We start from the raw sequence: 20304 nt of genomic DNA, 5'->3' as shown, positions 1-20304 counted from the left end.
ATATTCCAGATTATCGGAAGTTGTAGTCATCAAATTAAAGAATATCTGTTTCAACAAAATAAGAGTCCGGCAAAGCGAGCACTGTAGAAGTGCTCGCTTTGCCGGACTCTTTTTAGTCGGGAAAACCTGTTCTTCATTTCAATTAGCTTAATCGCTCTTCAGCCAACTTATAAATCTTTTCTTTATCGCGTTTCCCAATGGCTACAATCTGAATCACTTGGATGGTCGCCTCGGCTTCTCTGAAAATAATCCGTAGGCCCATCTTCTTGGTTTTCAGCTTGTTGAATTGCGCCTAATTGCCGTGAAGGGATTGGCCCGCTTCCATCCCTCTCAATTTGATTCGATTCAGCGCTTTATTGACGAAAATCTTTTGGCTGCCATCAAGTTGTTCATAATCTTCCGTTCAAGCTGATACAACGGTTATTCCCACCCGTCTTCTTCATCAATGATAGGGGGATTCAGTAGCAATCGCACCGCGAACTTCCACGTCTGAAAAAGTAGAGACATTTTCTGTCAGCAGCCGTTTTTCAGCCATCAAATCAGCCAGCTGATCGTAAAGTTCTTCTATTTCTTTGTTCAAGGACTCGTATTGTTTTTGGGTGAGCATCACACCGACAACCTTTTCACGGTTGAAGACATACACGCCAGCAGCTTCTTGATCGGCTTTCTGAAAAACTTCCATGGGTGACCGTTTGACATTCGAAATCGAAGTTGTGGGGATATCAAGTATTCTCATCGCCATTTCCATCCACTCCTTTAAGTTATGTGCATTATATACTTTTTAAAAGACTTTTTGATTTATCTATAAAATTGAAAATGTATTAAGTCAGTAAGACTTTTGATATTCGTTCAGAAAACTGTACTTTTACGAACGCTTCATCGAAATAGTATTCCCCCCTATTTCTTTAATGTTAAATGACTGTAAATTTTATGGAATTGCGCTGATAGTATAAAAGTTTTATGTTATCTTAATAACAAACACTAATATCGGAATTCAATATTGGAAACCGTTATTAAAAGGAGAAGTAGAATGGAAGACAAAGTGCTTCGCAAACTTTTTTTGGGATTTATTCATATCCATATCTTGCATCATGCTAAAGTGATGCCGATTTATGGCGTTTGGATGCTGGAGGAACTTCAGGAACATGGCTACAGCATCGGACCGGGAACGCTTTATCCGATTCTTCATTCTATGGAATCCGATGGCTTGCTGATGAGAGAAGACCGGAACGTAGAAGGTAAAATCCGGAAGTACTATAGTATTACGGAAAAAGGGGAACACGTTTTAGTTGAGGCTCAAAAAAAAGCCTATGAACTGTTTAAGGAGATAAAAGACTGAATCAAAGGAGAGAAGAGAGAATGATGAATCGAAAAAAATCGACTGTCAGTTTCAAATCATTACTGGAAATCTTTATTGTTTCCATCCGGTTAGGACTTACTTCATTTGGAGGACCTATTGCGCACCTAGGCTATTTTCATGAAGAGTACGTACGAAGAAAAAAATGGATGGATGAGAAAAGTTATGCGGATCTAGTTGCGCTAGCTCAATTTCTTCCTGGACCTGCTAGTAGCCAGGTAGGGATCGGAATTGGAGCGATGCGTGCAGGCGTATCAGGGGGAATCGTGAGCTTCATTGGTTTTACCCTTCCATCGGTTATCGCGTTGATTCTATTTGCGTTGCTATTACAAAGTTTTGATGTATCGGATGCTGGATGGCTAAAAGGATTGAAAATTGTTGCTGTCGCAGTAGTGGCTCATGCCGTTTTAGGTATGGCAAAAAATCTTGCACCCGACTTGAAGAGGAAAGCGATTGTCTTGTTTGCCTTGATTGGGACGCTTTTCTGGCAGACTGCTTTTACGCAAGTGGGTGTCATCTTGATTGCAGCTTTAATTGGTTATATTCTGTATAAAAACACTGCCGAAACAACAGAGGGACAGATGCAATTTCCAATTACGAAAAAGATAGGAACTGCTTGCTTGGTGTTATTTTTTGGATTCCTTTTTTTTCTGCCAATTCTCCGAGAAGTTACCGGCTCATACTGGGTAGCGATGTTCGATAGTTTTTATCGTGCTGGCTCATTGGTTTTTGGTGGGGGACATGTGGTCTTGCCACTTTTGCAGCAGGAATTTGTCCCGACAGGCTGGTTGAGTGAAGAAGCCTTTCTGGCTGGATACGGGGCGACTCAAGCAGTACCGGGACCCTTGTTTACCTTTGCAGCTTACTTAGGAACGGTCATGAATGGCTGGATTGGTGGCCTATTCGCTACTTTCGCTATCTTTTTACCGGCGTTCTTGTTGATTGTGGGAGCCTTGCCTTTTTGGGATGCACTGCGCGCAAATCGGAAAGTAAAGGGTGCAATCATGGGGGTCAATGCGGCAGTTCTGGGGATTTTAATTTCTGCGTTCTACACGCCAATTTGGACAAGTTCCATCATAGAAGCAAAGGATTTCGCTTTGGCAGCTGTCTTATTCAGTATGTTGGCTTATTGGAAATTGCCACCATGGCTGGTAGTTGTCACAGGAGCAATAGGCGGTTCTTTGCTTACTTTATTCTAAGCGAATACCTAGAAAATGAGTAAATAATCGATTAAAAAGACATTCTTTAAGTATTCGAATTTATTTTTCAACTTTACTTGAGAAAAAGGATGTTTTATTTTCTAAAGTCGATTACTTAGTTTACATATCATCAGATTATCGGAAGAGAAGGAGCTAATAGGCTTTTCTCTTCTAAACATTCAAGAATGGGGAAGTTTTTATGAGAAAGTTGCTGCTTTTTTTGTATATTGTTTCTTTGCTGGCAGTTTTAATTGGATTCTATGGAATGAACATCTTCACTGAATCTATTGAAGAGGACGGCACTGGCGGTGGTAATGGTAACCCAGCACTGTTTATTCTAGTTTTCCTCATGCCATTTCTCTTTTATTTTTTATATGGCACTACAGAACTTTCCATGCGGTTTGTAGAAAGATATAAAAAGAGGCGAACTCTTGTTATTAGCTTAGTATTCAGTGTTATAGCAGCAGTAAGCATAGGTGTTTACACTTTTTTTAAAGCTCAAGCTTTACGAAACGAAATCACACAGAGACAAGAGAATTTTGATGATGTTTCTCAGATTTCTTTATGGAATACCTTTTCCAACTCTGTTTTTTTTAATCCATTGACTTTTATTCTGGTTATATTAGTTTGCTATATTTTCGGTGTGATTTGGAATAGTAGTAAAAACCGAAGAAAGAAAATACTTTAAACTAAAAAAGAGCGCTTAATCGATTACTTTCGATAGCGTTCTTTTTTAGTTTAAATTTCTCTGGCTGTGACTGTAACTTATTAGCAAGTAAGTTACAGTCCAAAACAAAGACAACCCCGAATGGCCAAACGAGAGCTTAAAATATCTTGTGTAAATGAATAAATAGAAAAAGGAAGACCTATTCTTGTAAAAGTAAGTTACCACAAAAAACCACAAAAAAGAGACCTTCCCTATGACTCAGTTTACAACAGACAGTTTACGCTCTCAAATCAAATTATGAACAGTATATAAAGACATTATTTAAAGGGTTTTAATAGAAAATATTGTATATTTTAATTGATTTTTCTGGTAATATGATAGAAATGAATCAAGAGCCAAAGATTCACCAAACAGAAGCGTGGGGGCATACAGATGATTCGAAATAAGGCATCATTATCTATTGATCGGGCAGTAATGAACGGAATACAAGAAATGGTATTTATTGTCCGGGTTGATGAGGATGGGCTTTTTTACGAATTTGTCAATCAAGCCGCCATGGATAAAACGGACTTAACGCACGATTCGATTGGCAAGACCTTTTTTGAAACCCAAACAGTCGAGTTAGCGGAGATGATTCATTTCCAATATACAAAGGTGTTAACAAGCGGAGTACCTATTTCCTATGAAGACAGTTACATAGATCCAGATGAGAAACTTCGGCATTCCAAAACGCGTCTCACACCGATGTTTGATCCGGATGGACAATGTACACACGTTGTGAGCATTGTGCAGGACATCACGGGAGAAGTCGAAGCCAAGCAGGTAAGCGCAGAAGCGTTAACGAATCTTGAGACCAGTCGTTCTTATTATCAGTCGCTGTTTGAACATCACGCGGATGCTATTTTTACAGTAGATTTAAATGGTCGAATTACGGGGGCCAATCCGATGGGACTCGTTGTCGGACAATTACCGGAAGAAGAGTTGTATAAACAAAGGGTCTTAAGTTTTGTTGCCTCTCAAGATCAGCGGAAAGCGCTGATCAATTTTCGGAAAGCAACAGTCGGCATCTACATAGATTTCCGAGTCAATGTCCTTCAGAAAGAAAACAAACAACTAAGCGTCCTAGTGAAATGTATCCCCATTAAGATACAGAATCGAACGACGGGCTTTTATGTCATTTTAAAAGACATGCGCGAACTGGATCACATGGTTTAATTGTATATGGAAAGTGAAAAGAACTTCCGAACTATTGCGGAGAACTCTCATGATGTCATTATCTTAATCAATCGACAGAAAGAGTATTTGTTCATTTCGTCTTCTGTGGAAGCGCTTTACGGCATTAAACCTGAGCATTACACGCTTCATGATCCGTTTGACAGAGTCCATGTGGAAGACAAAAGAGCGCTGGAAAGCGCGTTAAATGAAGCCATCCTCACGAAACGGATTTGTAAAAGGCGCATTCGTATTAAACATAAAAATGGTCACTGGATATGGTCGGAATTACTGGCGACACCGGTTTTTGATGAGGTACAGTCTTATACTCATATAGTGATTATCGTTCGGGACATCACCTTGCAGAAAAAATATGAAGCCGAATTAGAAACGCTAGCCTACCATGATCCATTAACCAACCTACCAAATCGTCGCTATTTTCAAGAATCACTTGAACAAGCACTAAGTAATTATCATGAAAATGGGGTTCGTTTTGCGGTGATGCTTCTCGATGTGGATGGATTTAAGCAGATTAACGATCGGTGGGGACACGAAACAGGCGATGCGACTATCCAGGAATTTGGTAGACGATTGAAAGCGTCAGTTTACGAAGGGGATGTTGTGGCCCGTTTAGGGGGAGATGAATTTACGATCCTCTTGTCTAACGTGGATTCCGAAAATTGCGCACTAACTATCATCGAGAAAATCAGAGAAGAGATGAAGCAAACATGGGCGATTGGAGAGATGGTACTTCCTGTTTCGACCAGTATAGGGCTGGCCATGCCTCATCCACAAGCAACGAGTTCCTCATTGTTAAATGAAGCAGATCGAACGATGTATGAAGAGAAGAAGTCAAAATAAGATGTAAAACAGATCCTCGTTTTTAAAAGCCCGTATTCAGAGAGCCTAATAATTCTTTCCATAAAAGCTTGCTCTTAGGGAATCATTTACATAGTCTTTCACTTGAAGGATTTGTTTTTCTTCTTATTTTATATATCTTTTTTTAGGGTTCTTCCCTCAAACTCAGTACACTAATAACACTATCGGCGTAGTTTCTTTTCTGCTGTTAATGTTCCTTTCGAAATTCGCAAAAGAATAATTTGCTTTTGAGATTAATTCTGGATTACATATTATGAATTTATCGGAAGAGAAAGAACACTGAAAATAACTGAACCCCATATGAGGTTGCTTTTTCTGCAACATACATTAAGGGTTCAGTTCGTAATTCTCTGTTCCTGCTTAACAAAAAACTAACAATGAAAAGATAGGTGTTAGATTTTTGTGAGGAAAATAGGTTATTTGTTCTTCTCTGCAACTAACCGTGCAATCTCGATAATCACGGAGGTAGCCTTTACCATATTGTTAACGGAGGTATATTCGTATTTGCTGTGATAGTTTTCCCCGCCGGTGAAGATGTTGGGAGTCGGGAGCCCCATATAGGAAAGAACGGACCCATCCGTTCCGCCGCGAATGGCTTTGATATCGGGTTTGAGGTCCAAGTTCTTCATGGCTTGTTCGGCCAACTCCACTATTTCGTAAACAGGAGCTATTTTTTCTTTCATATTGTAGTATTCATCCGTGATGTCAATTTGGAGACAATGCTCCCCGTATTTTTCTTGCAGCTTTCTGACGCTTTGCGTGAGAAAATCTTTACGCGCAGTAAATTTATCTCGATCAAAATCTCTGATCAAGTACTCCAACGTGGTAAGTTCCACACTTCCTTCAAAAGTGATCAAGTGATAAAATCCCTCATACCCATCCGTTGTTTCAGGAGCTTCTCCCACAGGAAGCATGCGATCTAACTCCATCGCGATTTTACTTGAATTGATCAGTTTATTTTTGGCTGTGCCGGGATGAACATTTCTCCCATGAATGGTAATTTTCGCCTCCGCTGCATTAAAACTTTCCCATTCTAATTCTCCAAGTGGGCCTCCATCTACGGTATAAGCAAATTGAGCGCCAAAAGCCTCCACGTCAAACTCACGTGGACCTTTTGAGGTCTCTTCATCTGGCGTAAATGCAACTCGAATGGGTCCATGTTTAATTTCAGGATGCTGAATCAAGTAAGCCATCGCGGTCATGATTTCTGCGATTCCTGCTTTATCATCAGCGCCTAAGAGGGTCGTGCCATCTGTAGTTACTAGTGTATGCCCTTTATAGCTAGGCAATTCAGGAAAATCGTTCGTTGATAAAACAATACCTAAAGCTGAATTCAACAGGATGTCTTCTCCGTTGTAGTTTTCAATAATCTGAGGCTGGACATTCTTTCCTGTGAAATCCTCTGAAGTGTCTAAATGAGCAATAAATCCAATAGTAGGAAGGTCTTTTTCTAGATTGGCAGGTAATGTTGCCATTACGTAGCCAAACTCATTAATGGTTACATCCTCCATCCCGAGTTCAATCAATTCATCTACCAGCATATTTGCCAGTACGAGCTGACCAGGAGTAGAGGGTGTAGATGAGACGCTGTCATCCGATTCGGTATCGACCTTCACGTATGTAATAAATCTATCTACTAGTTCTTTTTTCAAAAGATTCAATCCCTTCTTTATCAATGTCTCTTTTATCTTAGTATAGGTTATTTCTGGTGACTGATTGAGAATCAGGAAGAAAAAGTTCTAGCAGGATGGCTTACGTGTTGCTACGGGTGAATAAACAAAACAGTTTGGTATCTGGTAGGAGGTATTCATATAGTTTTTGATTGGATATCTAGAAGTTTACATAGGATACATTATTGGAAATCCCACATCTAATTAGAAATCCCAACGCCCCTTTATCAACAGGTTCGTTGGGGTTTTTCAATCGCATGCAAAATGCTGCTTAAAACATGTGCGAAATAGCACCTAAAGGAACAGTCTACTATTTATCCGGTGTGTAACTGGCAATTAAGACACCAGAATCTGTTGAACGGATGTTCTTGAGATTGAACATTTTCTGATCAGCATTTTCTTTAAACAGCCGCTTGCCTTCACCTAACACGAGCGGGAATGTCATTAAATGTAGTTCATCAATTAAATCGTGTTTGAGCAAAGATTCAATGAGTTCTGCACTGCCGTAGACTACTAAACGCTGACCTGTTTTTTTCAATTTGCTGACTTCTTGCGGTATGTCGCGGGTAATCAAGCGGGCATTCCACTCTGTGCGCTTCAAGGTAGTAGAAACCACATACTTTGGTAATTTGTTGATTCGTTCTGCAAATCCCTCTTCATCTTCTGCTGCTGGCCATGCTGCAGCAAATCCTTCGTATGTGACTCGGCCAAGCAGAAGTGCGTCACTCCTAAATAACAGTTCCAACTGGAATTTAGCTAACTCATCGTCCCAGTATGGTGCAGTCCAAGAAGGTTCTTCCATAACTCCATCAAGTGTTACATACATCACGACAACAATTTTTCCCATAATCATTCTCCTTTGTGAATGAAGTAAGAGCGGGTGAACAAAAATCTATGTATTAGAAATAATTCTAGCTCAATCGAAAATCTCCTTTAAACTGATAAAGGTAGACTGTCTTTACCAAACGATTGAAAACATTATAATAAAGAAAAATTGGGTTTATTTATAAAATATTAACAGTTTTTAGTGTTTTTAAAGTAAACTATAACTACTGTAAAAGAGGAGTGATAAGGTATGCAATGCAATAGCTGCGCAGTGGCGGCCATCAAATTTGAAATTAAGCTGGAAGGAGAAACTAATCTTTCGGCGTTGCAGATAGTTGTAGATCATTTGAACAGAAGAGAAATAGAAGTTGTGCAAAAAAAAAATAAGCTACAAATAGATGAAAAAGGTGCTAGAGAATTTCTCGATTTTTGCAGTGATTTACTAGATGTAAATCAAGTGGTGTTCCGTATTAACCAAGAGACATGGCAGCCGTTAGAAGGCATGCCTGCGGTGTTTGCAACTGAATGGATCGACGAGGTCATTAAAGAAGAGCGGCTCATTTGTCATTATCAGCCAATAGTAGATGCAGATGAAAACATTTTTGCTTATGAAATGTTGGCGCGTTTTCAAAACAAAGACGGGTCGATGATTTATCCAAACGAAATTTTTCCAGCAGCTAAGACCCGTGGACGTTTATATGCATTAGACCGAGTCTGTAGAATGACTGCGGTAAAATATGCAGCAGCACTCAAGGGAGAAAAAGCATTCATTAACTTTATTCCGACTTCGATTTATTCGCCCGAATTTTGCTTACGTTCAACTATTGAATTAGCTGAGCAATTGGATGTAAATCCAAAATCTCTAGTGTTTGAAGTGGTGGAAACTGAGAAAGTAGACGATCTTAATCATTTAAAGAAAATCTTGCGCTACTATAGAGATAGAGGATTTGATTACGCATTAGATGACGTGGGTGAAGGCTATAGCACGATTGAGTTACTAGCCGACTTAAAGCCAAATTACATGAAGTTAGACATGCAATATGTCTTTAATGTCGCTGAAGATACAGAAAAGCAAAAAGTCGCAAAGCGATTTTTAGAAAAAGCTCAAGAAATCGGCTCTGTTCCGTTAGCAGAAGGAATTGAAACACAAGCGGATTTTGAATGGCTGAAAAAGCTCGGCTATCAATTGTTCCAAGGCTATTATTTTGGTAAGCCAGCAGCAAAACCTTTGTCTAAACTATGAACAAGACCTTAATGAAAAGCCCAACAACCGTATGTGGTTGTTGGGCTTTTATAAAAAAAAAAACGTATACTGTAGAAATGCTAAATTTTTAACTTAGCAATAGAAAGAGGGAACACGAGGATGATATCGTTTGTTTTAACGTTAAGACGAATGCTAAAAACTTTTTTTCAATTAATTCGAAACAAAGAGTTCCAAGTACTACTCGGATTAACGATGATGATTTTAGTATCGGGCACTATTTTCTATTCAACTGTAGAAGGATTCTCTGTAGTGGATGCATTGTATTTCAGTGTAACGATTTTGACAACAGTTGGTTCGGCGACGCTAGAGCCTTCAACGGACTTCGGTAAAATTTTCACGATTTTTTATACGATTACCGGAATCGGGGTCATGTTGAGCCTGATTTTGCAATTGTCTATTCAAATGCGCAATGAAAAAAAGCGACCAGTTGTAAAAGACGAAACAATAGCTCCAAAATAAATCACAAAAACACACAGCAAGCTTCGTTTATGAAGCTTGCTGTGTGTTTATTTTTTTAGTAACAGATAAACGAAATAAGGAGCTCCGATCAACGCAGCCATAATACCTGCTGGAATACCAGAAGGTTCGAGCAAATTCCGTCCGATGGTATCAGCTAGCAGCAGCAACCAGCCACCGATTAAAATGGCGAGCGGCAAGAATAGTTGATGCCGCGGTCCGACAATGGCTTTCGCAATATGTGGTGCCATCAAGCCGATAAATGCGATTCCACCGGTAACAGAAACTGCAGATGCGGCTAGAGCGACAGCAGCCAGTAGCAAGATTATGCGTTCTTTTTCAATAGAGACACCAATGCCTACAGCAACCGAATCACTAAGACCAAGAACATTCATGCGATTTGCTTTGTATAAAGTGAAAGGAATTAAGACGACTAGCCAAGGGAGAATAGCCAAGATGAATGGCCAATCCGCCCCCCAAATACTACCGGCCAGCCAGTTGGCAATAAAATCGACTTTTTCCGGTTCAGCAGAAGATATTAGTACAATCATGACGCCAGACAATGCCATCGAAAACCCAATTCCGACGAGCACTAAACGAATAGGTTGCAGCCCCGTACTGCGAGAGTATGAAAATGCATAAATCAAGACAGCAGTTAAAAGTGCCCCAACAAAAGCCACGATAGGAAGCAAATAAGCAAAAGCACCAGCTTCTACAGGAACAAATAAGAAGAACACTGAAATGGCGACACCGGCACCTGAATTGATACCGATAATGCCAGGATCTGCAAGGTCATTGCGTGTGATGCTTTGCAAAATAGCTCCAGACAAAGCCAATGCCATTCCGGCAAGCAAGGTGATTAAAATACGTGGCAGCCGGATGGAAAACAGGATAAATTCTTCTTTAAAAGTGCCTTCTCCCAATAGTGCAGGCACTAAGCGGTCATAGGAGATAGGAGAATAACCTAAGCCCATACTCGTGATGGCAGTCAACAAGATTAACGTCAGTAATAGGTAATACGAAATTCGTTGTTTTTTTCGTAAGCTTGGATGAATCATGCGAATGCTTTGCCTCCTTTACGGACAATAACGAGGAAGAAAGGCAAACCGATAATCGCAATAATTGCTGCGACTGGCGTTTCAAACGGTGCATTGATTGTTCGGCCGATCAGATCAGCCAACAGCATCCCAATGGCTCCAGCTACTGCAGACATGGGGATGATAAACCGATAATCAGTCCCCACAATGGCTCTTACGACGTGAGGAATCATTAAGCCGATAAAGGCCATATTACCAGCAAGTGCAACAGCAGCCCCCGCAAGTAATGTGATGATAACAAAGAGAATGGCTTTGATTTGTGCTGTTTTCTGCCCAAGACCGATGGCGGTTTCTTCGCTCAAACTGAGAATGGTCAATTGCCGTGACAGCAATATAGCAATCAATAAAGACACAGCGATAAAAGGAACAACTACTTGCAGTTGTCCCCAGGAGGTACCGATCAAACCGCCTGCTGTCCATTGTGAAATGTTTTTAGAGATATTAAAGTAAAGACCAATGCCTTCCGCAATCGCTGTCAGAAACGCAGATATGGCCGCACCAGCGAGCACGATACGAAATGGCGAAAACCCACCTTTTTTAGCAGCACCAATCCCGAACACTAACGCTGCACCGACTGCCGCACCGATAAAGCAAGCAATCATGATGCCGAAATAATTAGCAGCAGGAACAAACGCTAAAGTAAATGCAAGCGCAGCATTAGCACCAGCTGTTAAGCCGAGTAGCCCAGGGTCAGCGAGCGGGTTGCGAGTCATGCCTTGCATCATGGCACCCGAAACGGCGAGTGCTGCGCCAACAAAAACAGCAGCAATTTCACGAGGCAGTCGAATTTCGCGAATTACCCCGATGCCATCACTAGAAGAAGTCGAAAACAAAGCGAGTGCGACTTCTTTTAAGCTAATATCTGCTGCGCCGAAAATCAATGAAACAATTAAGGTTAGTACAAGTAAGGCTAGACTCAACGTTAATTTAATTGGGAAGGGAATTTTAAGTGTCATTGTCATCATCTTTTCCTAAGAATAAAAGAGGGATTCTTCAGCAGAATCCCTCTTTTTTGTTAGATACGTTAAACCCATCGATGTTCCATCACTTACCTAAAAAGTTTTCAATAAAGAATTCCAATTGGTATTCCAGTGTAATCGGATCATTAAAATAAAATTCTTTGGCATTGGCCACAAAAATCTGTCCGTTTTTGGCAGCAGGTGTATTTTTGTACAGGTCTGTTTCCTGGAACGAATTATCCTGTGTGCTGTCTTTGCTAAAGATGACGTAGTCGCCCATGTATTCCGGTAACACTTCTTGAGACAACATGTAATAACCGTCCGCTAAAGCCATTTCTTCCACTTTTGCAGGCATTTTTAGTTTCATTTCTTGATAAAGAATTTCTGTTCCGCGGCCCCAGTTGTCTCCGAAAACATACAGTTGCTTATCAAAGTTTTCAATAACCGAAACGGTTGCATCTTCACCGATTTCAGCGCGGATGTCTTCTCCCGCTTGCTGTGCGCGTTCTTGGAAGTCGGTAATCCAAGTTTGTGCTTCTTTTTCTTTATTGAGGACTTTACCGATTTCAAGGTGTTGCTCCAAATAACCCAATTTGCCATAAGTAAACGTGACAGTCGGTGCGATTTTGCTTAATTTGTCGATGTTGTTAATGGTTGAGCCACCAATGATCAAGTCAGGCTCTAATTCAATGATTTTCTCAAGGTCTGTGTCTGCCACTTCTTCTACATCTACTAACTTTTCTTCAAAACGCGGGTTGTTTTTTGACCAAGAATCGACGCCTACTAAAGGAACGTCTAGAGACATCACATCACCGCTATACGTGGAAAGAACAATAACGCGTTGTGGATCCGCAGGAACTTCAACAGGACCGCTTTCAGATTCATATGTAATTGTGTCAGGAGCTTTGTCATTTTCTCCAGCAGTCGTTTCCTCAGTGGTTGAGTCAGAATTACAGGCACCCAGGATTAGCAGTAACGTAAATAAGAATAGCGGTAAAATGATTTTTTTCATGTTGGTTAAACTCCTTTAACTAAGTTGTATGTTATGCACATCGGTTTTTGTGTTCGCGGATCGAGCCCGATGTCAGCGTCGATGCGGAATACTTCTTTTAGAACAGGTTGAGTAATGACTTCATGGCAGTTGCCAGATTTAATGATTTGTCCGTCTTTCATGGCGATGATGTGGTCTGCAAAACGTGCTGCTTGGTTCAGGTCGTGGAGCACCATGATAATGGTCCGCTCTTGTTCCCGGTTTAGCTGCTGAAGCAGTTCGAGAATTTCCAGTTGGTGAGCCATATCCAAGTATGTGGTAGGCTCGTCTAGAAAAATCATTTCGGTTTCCTGTGCCAGAGCCATGGCAATCCAGACACGCTGGCGTTGGCCACCCGATAAAGCGTCAACCGGATGATATTTGAAAAATTGCGTGCCGGTGACGTCAAGCGCCCAGTTGATGATTTCATAATCTCTTTTAGAAAGTCGGCCAAAGCCCTTCTGATAAGGAAATCGTCCGTAAGAAACTAGCTCGCCAACGGTTAATCCGGCGGCACTATCCGGCGTTTGAGGAAGAATCGCCATTTTTTTGGCTAGCGACTTCGTATTCTCCTGTGCAATATTACTACCGTCTAATACGACTGTTCCGGATTGATGCGGAATCACACGAGTAATCGCTTTTAGCAGCGTTGATTTGCCGCAGCCATTCGAACCAATAATCGTCGTAATTTTTTTGTCTGGAATTTGGACAGTCAAATCTTTGACAATCAAGCGGTCTCCATAGCTAATAGTTAGCTCCTCGGCGAACAAACGCACCATCCAAAAAACCTCCTAATTTAAATTTATTATCTTTTTCATTGATAATGATTATCATTTTCAGTACAATCAACACTATAAGACTAAATTATAAGGTTGTCAATAGAAATACAATGCGATAGGAGTGAAGATAGATGGTGGAAAAAGAGCTTTTTGATGTAACGATTATAGGTGGAGGTCCTGCGGGTTTATATTCAGCCTTTTATAGTGGTTTACGAGAAATGAAAACCAAGCTTGTTGAATTTCAGTCACAATTGGGCGGTAAAATTCATGTGTACCCGGAGAAGATGATTTGGGATGTAGGAGGACAGCCACCAATTCAAGGAGCAAAGCTTATTGATCAACTAGTTGCACAAGGGCTAACCTTCCAACCAGAAGTCGTATTGAATGAAAAAATAGAGGCTATAGCGAAAAACGAGAATGGTTTTTTTGAACTAATTGGCTCTTCCGGCCAGATTCATTTATCAAAAACGGTTATTGTAGCTGTGGGTGGAGGTATTTTGAACCCTCAAAAGCTGAAGATTGAAGGGGCCGAACGTTTTGAAGTGTCGAACTTGAATTATACGGTCAAATCCCTTGAACGATTCAAAGACAAGACCGTTCTCATTTCGGGCGGTGGAAATTCGGCAATCGATTGGGCCAATGAGCTTGAGCCACTTGCCAAACAAGTGTATGTCACTTATCGGAAACCAGAGCTTGCCGGACACGAAGCACAGGTGACACAGTTGATGAATGGATCGGCTATTTGTTGCCTTCATACGAATATTACACGTTTGATCGCTTCAGACGATCGAGATGTCATTGAATTTGTTGAACTCACTCATCAGGAAACAAAAGAAATACAGCTGTTGCCAATCGATGAAATGATTATCAACCACGGGTATGAACGCGACATTAGTTTACTCGGCAACAGCCCATTGAACATTGAAGTTGCCGATGATTATTACATCGCAGGTACGTCGAATAGTGAATCTTCAGAGGAAGGTCTTTTTGCAGCCGGTGACATTCTGCAGCATGAAGGGAAATTGAATTTGATTGCTGGGACATTCCACGATGCGGCAAATGCAGTCAACAAAGCCAAGCAATATATTCAGCCGGATGCGAATAAAATCGCAATGGTTTCTTCTCACAATGAAGTGTTCAAAAAACGCAACAAAGAATTGGTTAAGCAACTGTTAGTATGAGAAGGTAGAAGTTAGTCGACGTCTATCTTTCATCGTTAAATTGGAAAACAGCTATTTTATCCATTCTCGGCAACAATTCAAAAAACAGACGGAGAAAAAGTATTCTTTTTCTCCGTCTGTTCTATTTTAGATGCTTATGTGACAGCCTCTTTTTTAATTATTTATACCCTAATGCTACTGCATCAGCTCGTTCTTTTTTACCGTGCAATACATAATATAAAAATGCAGTTGCAAGTACCACAAACCCTAGTATTCCATAGAGTGAGTTATAGCCGATCACCGGAATGATAAAGCCGAGAAGATAGGGACCAAAACCTAATCCAGCGTCCATCGCAATGAAAAATGTTGAAGTGGCAAGCCCCATACGATGCGTGGGTGTCAGTTTGATCGCGACAGCTTGAGTGGTTGACTGCATATTACCAAATCCCAATCCAATTAAAGCACCTGCGACCAATAATCCGGTGCTGCTACTCGAGACGTTTAATAAAAATAATCCCGCTGCAAAAAGAGCGAACGCTGGATACATAATAAAATTAGCACCTTTTAGGTCCATAAGTCGTCCTGTAAATAGACGAGATAGCAAAATCGCAATTGCATAAACCAAGAAGAAGTAACTAGCAGCTTGTACAAGGTTTTCTTCCATCGCATAAAAATTGATAAATGATAGGACGCTTGAATAACAAAGCGCAACCACTAAACAAACGATGGCAATAGGAACTGCTTTCAGTTCAACAAATTCCGAGATTTTAAACCCTTTCGTAACGTTCTTTGTTAGTGGTACTTCAACTGGTGGTACATAAACTAACAAAGAGACGACTAGGCTGACCACACCAAGAGCTAGACAAACAGAGAAGATCATTTCATAGCTGCTATATTGACTCAACATCAAGCCAATAAATGGTCCGAAAGCAGCTGCCAATGTTGAGCTCATACTAAAATAGCCGATGCCTTCACCTTTACGGGTCATGGGAATAATTTGTGCGACAATCGTTCCTGCAGCCGTACTCGCCATTCCCAAAGTCATGCCGTGAAGAAAGCGGTTGGCCATTAAAAACGGCAGTCCGAAATTTAAGAAGTAAAAAAAAGTTGTCAATGTAAACAAGGTCGTGCCGATAATCAGCGTTTTTTTACGGCCAATTTTATCGATGCTGCGGCCAATAAAAATTCGACCCGTCAATGCACCTAAGATGAATATTCCTGTCACTAGTCCAGCTTCGCTTGTTGAAGCGCCGTATTCTGCAACCGCATAAACTGCGATGGTTACCATTAATAAATAAAAAATAAGGATTAAAAAGAAATTCACTAACGAAGTGAGGATAAAATCTCTTGTCCATAAAGTAGGTTTTGAAGTGTTCAATAGAAATGCTCCTTGCTAAGTAAAATAATTCGTAAGGCTGGGAGGTAGATAGGCACAAAAGAAACAGACAGCCAACTCGAGGCTATCTGTTAGTTTTTATCAGTTTGAAGTTTTGGCTTCAAGTAGGCCAACGATTTTCGTAATAGTCAGTTGACTGCCAAGCATTGGCGATTCTTTTTTCGGTTCGTTGCTGTCAGCACTTGCTGCAGGACGTTTATGTGCTTCTTTAAAGACGTCGCTCGTTTTCCATGCTTCATAATTTTCAAGAGTCTCCCAGTACATACTGACATTCAATTCATCGTACTCAGTCGAATCTTGTGTAATTGCGACTTCAACTTTTATAAATCCGTCCATTTCTTGTAAAGCACCAGGTCGTGAAAAGTTAGGCGCCATTTTTTCTGCGAATCCGGATTTCATTTTGATGCGGTTGGTTACGATATACATGAAGAATCTCTCCTTTTGCGTTCGAATTTGAGTTGCTCACTGCTATTCACTTTATCACATTTTGGATATAAATGTCTGTGCTGTTAGTACCGAATTCTTTTTCTATTTAATTTACTAGCCGTCATTTATAATTGAAAGAATAGGGGAAGAAGGGTTTTCATGCCACGTCAAAGAGAAATCATCAGTTGGATAGGGAGCAATAACGCTTATATCGATCAACTAGACATTCAGCAATTCAACCATTTGGTACTCGGCCGATTCGGTGGAAATTCTACAGCTGGCCAAGTTAAAAATGAAGACGGTTGCTTGATTTGGATGGACGAAAAAGAAGATTGGGAATTTGTTATGATTTTGGATGCCCATCGTTCAGCTGAAAGTGCTGAATTGGTTGTTAGGCAATTTCAAAAAAATATGAGTATTGTCGCTTCTTTACTATCTGGTAAGGTTAGTGTTGGGGTTTTTTAGTGAATTAGAAAAAAGGTTGCTGCAACTGTTTCAAGAAGACAGTTTTTTAGAGGCATGTCGTCGTGTTGAAGGCGAGACAGCTTGTCTAATTGCGGTGAGAAAAGAAAAGTACCTTTACTGGTTTTCTGTCGGTGATTGCCTACTATACTTGTTTCATCCCGAATTGATCGATTTTGGACAGTATCAACTTAACCAACGACAGTTTTATGAATGGATTGGTCAAGTAAATACTTTTGAACAAGCGGTGCCCTGTTTTAGTAGCGGTGTCCGAGAATTACGGCAAGGAGAAAATCAGCTCTTGCTGACGACAGATGGACTGGTAGAATGTCCTGGCGCCGTATTTTCTGAACCCGACAGTATTTGGCAACAATGCAAGGACACCGCTACCACTGATAGCGTAAGTGCTCTACTCGCTACAATTCAAAAAAACCACGTTCGTGACAGCACGACAGTGGTTTCGTGGAAAGTAACTATTGCAGAAGCAGCAAGTTACGCTAGCAATCAATAGCTTTCGCTTTTTACTAAGTGCGTCGTGCAGTTAAATAGAGAGCAACGCCATTGAGTTTCAGTATGCGTTAATAACGTGATAGAGGTATTATCCATAGACGTTTTTTGGAACGTTTCAGGCATCAGTTTTTGCAACGTTAGACCAATCAAAGCGCCGTGGCTGACAAGCAATACACGTTGATCATTGAAATGTTCTAAGACATCTTGAACACAGGCCAGTCCTCTTTCAGCAGCGTCTTCCAAGTTTTCCATCGCTAAATCTAAGGTACGCCAATCGGTTCCCCATTTTTCAAGACGTTCCTCTTCTGTTGTGCCTTCGATTTTGCCACCACTTCGCTCACGCAGCCGTGGTTCAAAATGATGAACGGGTAAACCAAGCGTGTTACCAATAATTTCAGCTGTTTCTTTAGCACGTGCTAGATCACTAGAGATGATGACGTCCCATTTTTCTTCAGAAACGAGTCGTTCTGCAAGTGACGCGGCTTGTTGTCTGCCGGTTTCATTGAGGGGAACGTCTGCAGAACCTTGCGCGATGCCTTGTATGTTCCAATCTGTGATACCATGCCGTACAAATCCAATAGTTGTCATTCAAGCCAACTCCTTTGTTATACTCTGTAATAGGATAACTGAAAAAGATTGGATACAACAAGGCGAATAGGTTAGGAGAAAGATTAAGAGTCGATTTATCCTAGCGAATGACTTGTTGCTTTCTAAGTGAAAAAAAGATTTTAATAGAGGTGGGTTCAGATGAAAAAAGTAGCATATGATGGTTATTATAAAGAAGAAAACTATTTTGGAAACCCTTATCCGGGGCTACTGGAATTTTTCTCGACTTTTCAACCTAAAGGAACTGTTGTTGATTTAGGTTGTGGGCAAGGAAGAGATGCATTGTCACTAGGCGAGCTTGGTTACAACGTAATTGGAGTTGACCATTCGGCTGTTGGTATCGAACAGTTGAATCGAGAAGCTAAGAAGAGAGAGTTAACTGTAGAAGGAATAGTTGGTGATGTATACACATATCAAATTTCAAAAGATGTCGATGTGGTGTTACTAGATTCGATGTTGCATTTTTACAAAAATGATTTAAAAAAAGAAACCGAATTTGTAGAGATGATCCTAACTCAGCTTAAAGAAGGCGGAGTTTTCGTGAACTGTATCATTAAAGGCGATAAAGGTGAAAAGATTTTAAAGAAAATTATTGACGAGTCGCCATCTGAATGGGAAATCCTTATCGATGAGTATACAGACTATCGTGAAGCGAGTGTGGAATATCATCTGCTTGCTGTTAAAAAAGGAAAGCCTAGTAAGAATTTGTAGAACATACTAGCAACTTATAGAAATACATTAAAAAATCCCCCGAACTGAGCACTAGCTCAGTTCGGGGGATTTTATCTATTTAGCAGTCATGATACAGTTTGTCGTTTCTTTTCATTTTTATCAATCACTGTCGTACCCACTAGGTCTCCCGTAACATTAAGCCCTGTAGCACCCATCCCCACAATTGCATCAATAGCTGTTAGTAATGCGACAGCTTCTATTGGCAATCCTAGCTGGACGAATACGGTAGCAATCATGACAATCCCAGCACCTGGAACGCCGGCAGTTCCGATAGATGCCAACGTACCGACAAGGACAACCATCAGCATTTCAGAAAGACTCAGTGGGTCTCCAACAAGATTTGCTGCGAAAACGGCAGAAACGGCAATTCGTATTGCTGCGCCGTCCATATTGATCGTGGCACCGAGCGGTAAACTAAAGCCGTATAAACTTTTTGATAATCCTAAGTTTTTAGCAGCATTCAAAGTTAATGGCAACGTACCAGAACTGCTTTGTGTCACAAACGCAGTCAGCATCGGCGTACGTGCTTGTTTGAAAAATTCTAACGGATTCACTTTAAACACGAATAGAAGCAATACATAGAGCAGAATTTGAACAAGTAATGCGGCATATAACACTAAAATCATCTCACCTAGGGAAAACAACGTATCTAAGCCTTGGCTTCCAACGGTTTTTGCCATAATAGCAAAAATTCCAATCGGTACATACTGCAGAACCGCTTTCAGTACAATCAACGTCATTTCGTTTAATGCATTAACGGTTTTATACAAATGTTCGCCTAAGCTTCCCAATTCAGTGGAATTGCGCATGTAAGACAATGCAATACCAAAAGCAAAAGCGGTAAAAATAATGCCGAGCAAGTTAAGCTCAGTAAAAGCTGTGAAAATATTAGAAGGAACAATGTTTAATAGCACATTGATGACTCCTGGGTTTTCTGGAACATCAAAGGTTTCATTGCCTTGTAATTGCATCCCCATGCCAGGCTGTAGCAAGCTAGCCACTGCGAGGCCCACAATAATGGCAAAAGCAGAACTCAATGTGTAGTAAATAAACACTTTTCCACCCATTCGTCCAAGATCCCCAATGGATGATTGGTTAATGCCGACCATCATTGTGAAAAGAATTAACGGAATGATTAAGAAAGTTAACAAGTTCAGTAACAAATCACCAAGCGGAGCCAAAACAGCCGCCTGCTCTCCAAAAATTAGTCCAACGGCAACGCCGAGTATAAGTGCAATTGTGATTTTTAAAATCAATGATGTCGTAAGGTATCGATTCCATACAGCTTTCATATTTTCACTCCTATTTCAATTACTCTTAATCCTTATAAAATCTATCGGGATTCATTTCATTAATTTATAACAGTCTATAGCTTAATGTCAAAGCATCTGTTTGCCTAAACACTAAAATTTGTGACTGACAAGCACGGAGACACCCACTAACGATTTTCAATGATATTGTTTTTCGGTAAAAGTTCATAAAAATTGAATCGGCTAGTTGTATAATCAAATGCAACAGCTAACTTGCTAGAAAAACAGAAAAAGCCACAGATAAACCGTGTATGATTAAGTCGACGAAACATCAATCGATACGGAGGTTTATCTATGGCTCAAACTCA

22 protein-coding genes are annotated in these 20304 nt (G+C 40.5%); 11 read left to right on the top strand and 11 right to left on the bottom strand.

The genetic code is table 11. From position 1 onward, the window contains the following. Nucleotides 1-442: 442 nt before the first annotated feature. Complete coding sequence (locus FQ085_RS13795; RefSeq protein WP_058383970.1) at nucleotides 443-742, bottom strand: hypothetical protein; 300 nt, start codon at nucleotides 740-742, stop codon at nucleotides 443-445. Nucleotides 743-1030: 288 nt separating this feature from the next. Between FQ085_RS13795 and FQ085_RS13790 the strand changes: the two genes are divergently transcribed. The 5 genes from FQ085_RS13790 (at nucleotide 1031) to FQ085_RS13770 (ending at nucleotide 5296) form a co-directional block, all read left to right on the top strand. Beyond that, entirely contained in the window at nucleotides 1031-1339 is a 309-nt protein-coding gene (locus FQ085_RS13790; RefSeq protein ID WP_058383971.1) for a PadR family transcriptional regulator, read from the top strand. 23 nt (nucleotides 1340-1362) lie between these two features. After that, nucleotides 1363-2556, top strand: a complete 1194-nt coding sequence (gene chrA, locus FQ085_RS13785; protein WP_058386815.1) for a chromate efflux transporter — start codon at nucleotides 1363-1365, stop codon at nucleotides 2554-2556. Nucleotides 2557-2755: 199 nt separating this feature from the next. Further along, entirely contained in the window at nucleotides 2756-3244 is a 489-nt protein-coding gene (locus FQ085_RS13780) for a hypothetical protein (protein WP_149456881.1), read from the top strand. 411 nt (nucleotides 3245-3655) lie between these two features. After that, entirely contained in the window at nucleotides 3656-4438 is a 783-nt protein-coding gene (locus tag FQ085_RS13775) for a PAS domain-containing protein (RefSeq protein ID WP_149456880.1), read from the top strand. A 6-nt stretch (nucleotides 4439-4444) separates the two neighbouring features. Continuing rightward, on the top strand, nucleotides 4445-5296 hold the full coding sequence (locus tag FQ085_RS13770; protein WP_149456879.1) for a sensor domain-containing diguanylate cyclase: 852 nt from the start codon (nucleotides 4445-4447) through the stop codon (nucleotides 5294-5296). A 434-nt stretch (nucleotides 5297-5730) separates the two neighbouring features. Here the strand turns inward: FQ085_RS13770 and pepT are convergent, their stop codons facing one another. Both pepT and FQ085_RS13760 read right to left on the bottom strand, forming a co-directional pair. Then, complete coding sequence (gene pepT / locus FQ085_RS13765; RefSeq protein WP_149456878.1) at nucleotides 5731-6966, bottom strand: peptidase T; 1236 nt, start codon at nucleotides 6964-6966, stop codon at nucleotides 5731-5733. 328 nt (nucleotides 6967-7294) lie between these two features. After that, nucleotides 7295-7831 carry a dihydrofolate reductase family protein gene (locus tag FQ085_RS13760; RefSeq protein ID WP_149456877.1) on the bottom strand — a complete coding sequence of 179 codons (537 nt, stop codon included), beginning with the start codon at nucleotides 7829-7831 and terminating at the stop codon, nucleotides 7295-7297. A 228-nt stretch (nucleotides 7832-8059) separates the two neighbouring features. On the opposite strand from FQ085_RS13760, the gene FQ085_RS13755 reads away from it, so the two are divergent. Together FQ085_RS13755 and FQ085_RS13750 are read left to right on the top strand one after the other, a co-directional pair. Then, nucleotides 8060-9052 carry an EAL domain-containing protein gene (locus FQ085_RS13755; RefSeq protein ID WP_149456876.1) on the top strand — a complete coding sequence of 331 codons (993 nt, stop codon included), beginning with the start codon at nucleotides 8060-8062 and terminating at the stop codon, nucleotides 9050-9052. A gap of 120 nt (nucleotides 9053-9172) precedes the next feature. Further along, nucleotides 9173-9532, top strand: coding sequence for a potassium channel family protein (locus FQ085_RS13750; RefSeq protein ID WP_149456875.1), 360 nt, complete (start codon nucleotides 9173-9175; stop codon nucleotides 9530-9532). 47 nt (nucleotides 9533-9579) lie between these two features. Here the strand turns inward: FQ085_RS13750 and FQ085_RS13745 are convergent, their stop codons facing one another. The 4 genes from FQ085_RS13745 to FQ085_RS13730 form a co-directional block, all read right to left on the bottom strand. Continuing rightward, nucleotides 9580-10587, bottom strand: coding sequence for a FecCD family ABC transporter permease (locus FQ085_RS13745; protein ID WP_149456874.1), 1008 nt, complete (start codon nucleotides 10585-10587; stop codon nucleotides 9580-9582). Further along, entirely contained in the window at nucleotides 10584-11582 is a 999-nt protein-coding gene (locus tag FQ085_RS13740; protein ID WP_149456873.1) for a FecCD family ABC transporter permease, read from the bottom strand. Before FQ085_RS13740 ends, FQ085_RS13745 begins: the two co-directional genes overlap by 4 nt. An 88-nt stretch (nucleotides 11583-11670) precedes the next feature. Then, nucleotides 11671-12597 carry an iron-hydroxamate ABC transporter substrate-binding protein gene (locus tag FQ085_RS13735; RefSeq protein WP_149456872.1) on the bottom strand — a complete coding sequence of 309 codons (927 nt, stop codon included), beginning with the start codon at nucleotides 12595-12597 and terminating at the stop codon, nucleotides 11671-11673. 5 nt (nucleotides 12598-12602) lie between these two features. Beyond that, nucleotides 12603-13394 carry an ABC transporter ATP-binding protein gene (locus FQ085_RS13730; protein ID WP_149456871.1) on the bottom strand — a complete coding sequence of 264 codons (792 nt, stop codon included), beginning with the start codon at nucleotides 13392-13394 and terminating at the stop codon, nucleotides 12603-12605. Between the two features lie 131 nt (nucleotides 13395-13525). Between FQ085_RS13730 and FQ085_RS13725 the strand changes: the two genes are divergently transcribed. Further along, complete coding sequence (locus tag FQ085_RS13725) at nucleotides 13526-14575, top strand: NAD(P)/FAD-dependent oxidoreductase (RefSeq protein WP_149456870.1); 1050 nt, start codon at nucleotides 13526-13528, stop codon at nucleotides 14573-14575. A 157-nt stretch (nucleotides 14576-14732) separates the two neighbouring features. Here FQ085_RS13725 and FQ085_RS13720 read toward each other — a convergent pair whose 3' ends face one another. Then, nucleotides 14733-15932 carry an MFS transporter gene (locus FQ085_RS13720; protein ID WP_149456869.1) on the bottom strand — a complete coding sequence of 400 codons (1200 nt, stop codon included), beginning with the start codon at nucleotides 15930-15932 and terminating at the stop codon, nucleotides 14733-14735. A gap of 99 nt (nucleotides 15933-16031) precedes the next feature. Further along, nucleotides 16032-16376, bottom strand: a complete 345-nt coding sequence (locus tag FQ085_RS13715) for a heme oxygenase (protein ID WP_149456868.1) — start codon at nucleotides 16374-16376, stop codon at nucleotides 16032-16034. A gap of 159 nt (nucleotides 16377-16535) precedes the next feature. Here FQ085_RS13715 and FQ085_RS18335 point away from each other — a divergent pair, with 159 nt between their 5' ends. Together FQ085_RS18335 and FQ085_RS18330 are read left to right on the top strand one after the other, a co-directional pair. Further along, a complete protein-coding gene (locus FQ085_RS18335; RefSeq protein WP_262499805.1) occupies nucleotides 16536-16841 on the top strand; it encodes a hypothetical protein in 306 nt (101 codons plus the stop codon). Beyond that, on the top strand, nucleotides 16828-17349 hold the full coding sequence (locus tag FQ085_RS18330; protein WP_262499804.1) for a protein phosphatase 2C domain-containing protein: 522 nt from the start codon (nucleotides 16828-16830) through the stop codon (nucleotides 17347-17349). Before FQ085_RS18335 ends, FQ085_RS18330 begins: the two co-directional genes overlap by 14 nt. Here the strand turns inward: FQ085_RS18330 and FQ085_RS13705 are convergent. Next, nucleotides 17343-17936 carry a histidine phosphatase family protein gene (locus FQ085_RS13705; RefSeq protein WP_149456867.1) on the bottom strand — a complete coding sequence of 198 codons (594 nt, stop codon included), beginning with the start codon at nucleotides 17934-17936 and terminating at the stop codon, nucleotides 17343-17345. The two genes, FQ085_RS18330 and FQ085_RS13705, sit on opposite strands and share 7 nt — an antisense overlap. 159 nt (nucleotides 17937-18095) lie before the next feature. Here FQ085_RS13705 and FQ085_RS13700 point away from each other — a divergent pair, with 159 nt between their 5' ends. Beyond that, on the top strand, nucleotides 18096-18665 hold the full coding sequence (locus tag FQ085_RS13700) for a class I SAM-dependent methyltransferase (RefSeq protein WP_149456866.1): 570 nt from the start codon (nucleotides 18096-18098) through the stop codon (nucleotides 18663-18665). Nucleotides 18666-18751: 86 nt separating this feature from the next. Here FQ085_RS13700 and FQ085_RS13695 read toward each other — a convergent pair whose 3' ends face one another. Beyond that, nucleotides 18752-19978: a dicarboxylate/amino acid:cation symporter gene (locus tag FQ085_RS13695; protein ID WP_058383986.1), complete on the bottom strand. Its 1227-nt coding sequence runs from the start codon at nucleotides 19976-19978 to the stop codon at nucleotides 18752-18754. Between the last annotated feature and the right edge of the window lie 326 nt (nucleotides 19979-20304).

Source organism: Planococcus sp. ANT_H30 (assembly GCF_008369335.1).
Taxonomy (GTDB): domain Bacteria; phylum Bacillota; class Bacilli; order Bacillales_A; family Planococcaceae; genus Planococcus; species Planococcus kocurii.
This window is presented reverse-complemented; position numbering and strand designations above follow the sequence as displayed.

Bases quoted from the DNA above. Each gene is read 5' to 3' on its own strand.
- FQ085_RS13755 (WP_149456876.1), top strand. From the start codon at position 8,060: ATGCAATGCAATAGCTGCGCAGTGGCGGCCATCAAATTTGAAATTAAG.
- FQ085_RS13735 (WP_149456872.1), bottom strand. From the start codon at position 12,597: ATGAAAAAAATCATTTTACCGCTATTCTTATTTACGTTACTGCTAATC.
- FQ085_RS13790 (WP_058383971.1), top strand. From the start codon at position 1,031: ATGGAAGACAAAGTGCTTCGCAAACTTTTTTTGGGATTTATTCATATC.
- FQ085_RS13795 (WP_058383970.1), bottom strand. From the start codon at position 742: ATGGCGATGAGAATACTTGATATCCCCACAACTTCGATTTCGAATGTC.
- FQ085_RS13770 (WP_149456879.1), top strand. From the start codon at position 4,445: ATGGAAAGTGAAAAGAACTTCCGAACTATTGCGGAGAACTCTCATGAT.
- chrA (WP_058386815.1), top strand. From the start codon at position 1,363: ATGAATCGAAAAAAATCGACTGTCAGTTTCAAATCATTACTGGAAATC.
- FQ085_RS13705 (WP_149456867.1), bottom strand. From the start codon at position 17,936: ATGACAACTATTGGATTTGTACGGCATGGTATCACAGATTGGAACATA.
- FQ085_RS13750 (WP_149456875.1), top strand. From the start codon at position 9,173: ATGATATCGTTTGTTTTAACGTTAAGACGAATGCTAAAAACTTTTTTT.
- FQ085_RS13760 (WP_149456877.1), bottom strand. From the start codon at position 7,831: ATGGGAAAAATTGTTGTCGTGATGTATGTAACACTTGATGGAGTTATG.
- FQ085_RS13740 (WP_149456873.1), bottom strand. From the start codon at position 11,582: ATGACACTTAAAATTCCCTTCCCAATTAAATTAACGTTGAGTCTAGCC.
- FQ085_RS13700 (WP_149456866.1), top strand. From the start codon at position 18,096: ATGAAAAAAGTAGCATATGATGGTTATTATAAAGAAGAAAACTATTTT.
- FQ085_RS13780 (WP_149456881.1), top strand. From the start codon at position 2,756: ATGAGAAAGTTGCTGCTTTTTTTGTATATTGTTTCTTTGCTGGCAGTT.
- FQ085_RS18335 (WP_262499805.1), top strand. From the start codon at position 16,536: ATGCCACGTCAAAGAGAAATCATCAGTTGGATAGGGAGCAATAACGCT.
- FQ085_RS13725 (WP_149456870.1), top strand. From the start codon at position 13,526: ATGGTGGAAAAAGAGCTTTTTGATGTAACGATTATAGGTGGAGGTCCT.
- FQ085_RS13775 (WP_149456880.1), top strand. From the start codon at position 3,656: ATGATTCGAAATAAGGCATCATTATCTATTGATCGGGCAGTAATGAAC.
- FQ085_RS13695 (WP_058383986.1), bottom strand. From the start codon at position 19,978: ATGAAAGCTGTATGGAATCGATACCTTACGACATCATTGATTTTAAAA.
- FQ085_RS13745 (WP_149456874.1), bottom strand. From the start codon at position 10,587: ATGATTCATCCAAGCTTACGAAAAAAACAACGAATTTCGTATTACCTA.
- FQ085_RS13715 (WP_149456868.1), bottom strand. From the start codon at position 16,376: ATGTATATCGTAACCAACCGCATCAAAATGAAATCCGGATTCGCAGAA.
- FQ085_RS13730 (WP_149456871.1), bottom strand. From the start codon at position 13,394: ATGGTGCGTTTGTTCGCCGAGGAGCTAACTATTAGCTATGGAGACCGC.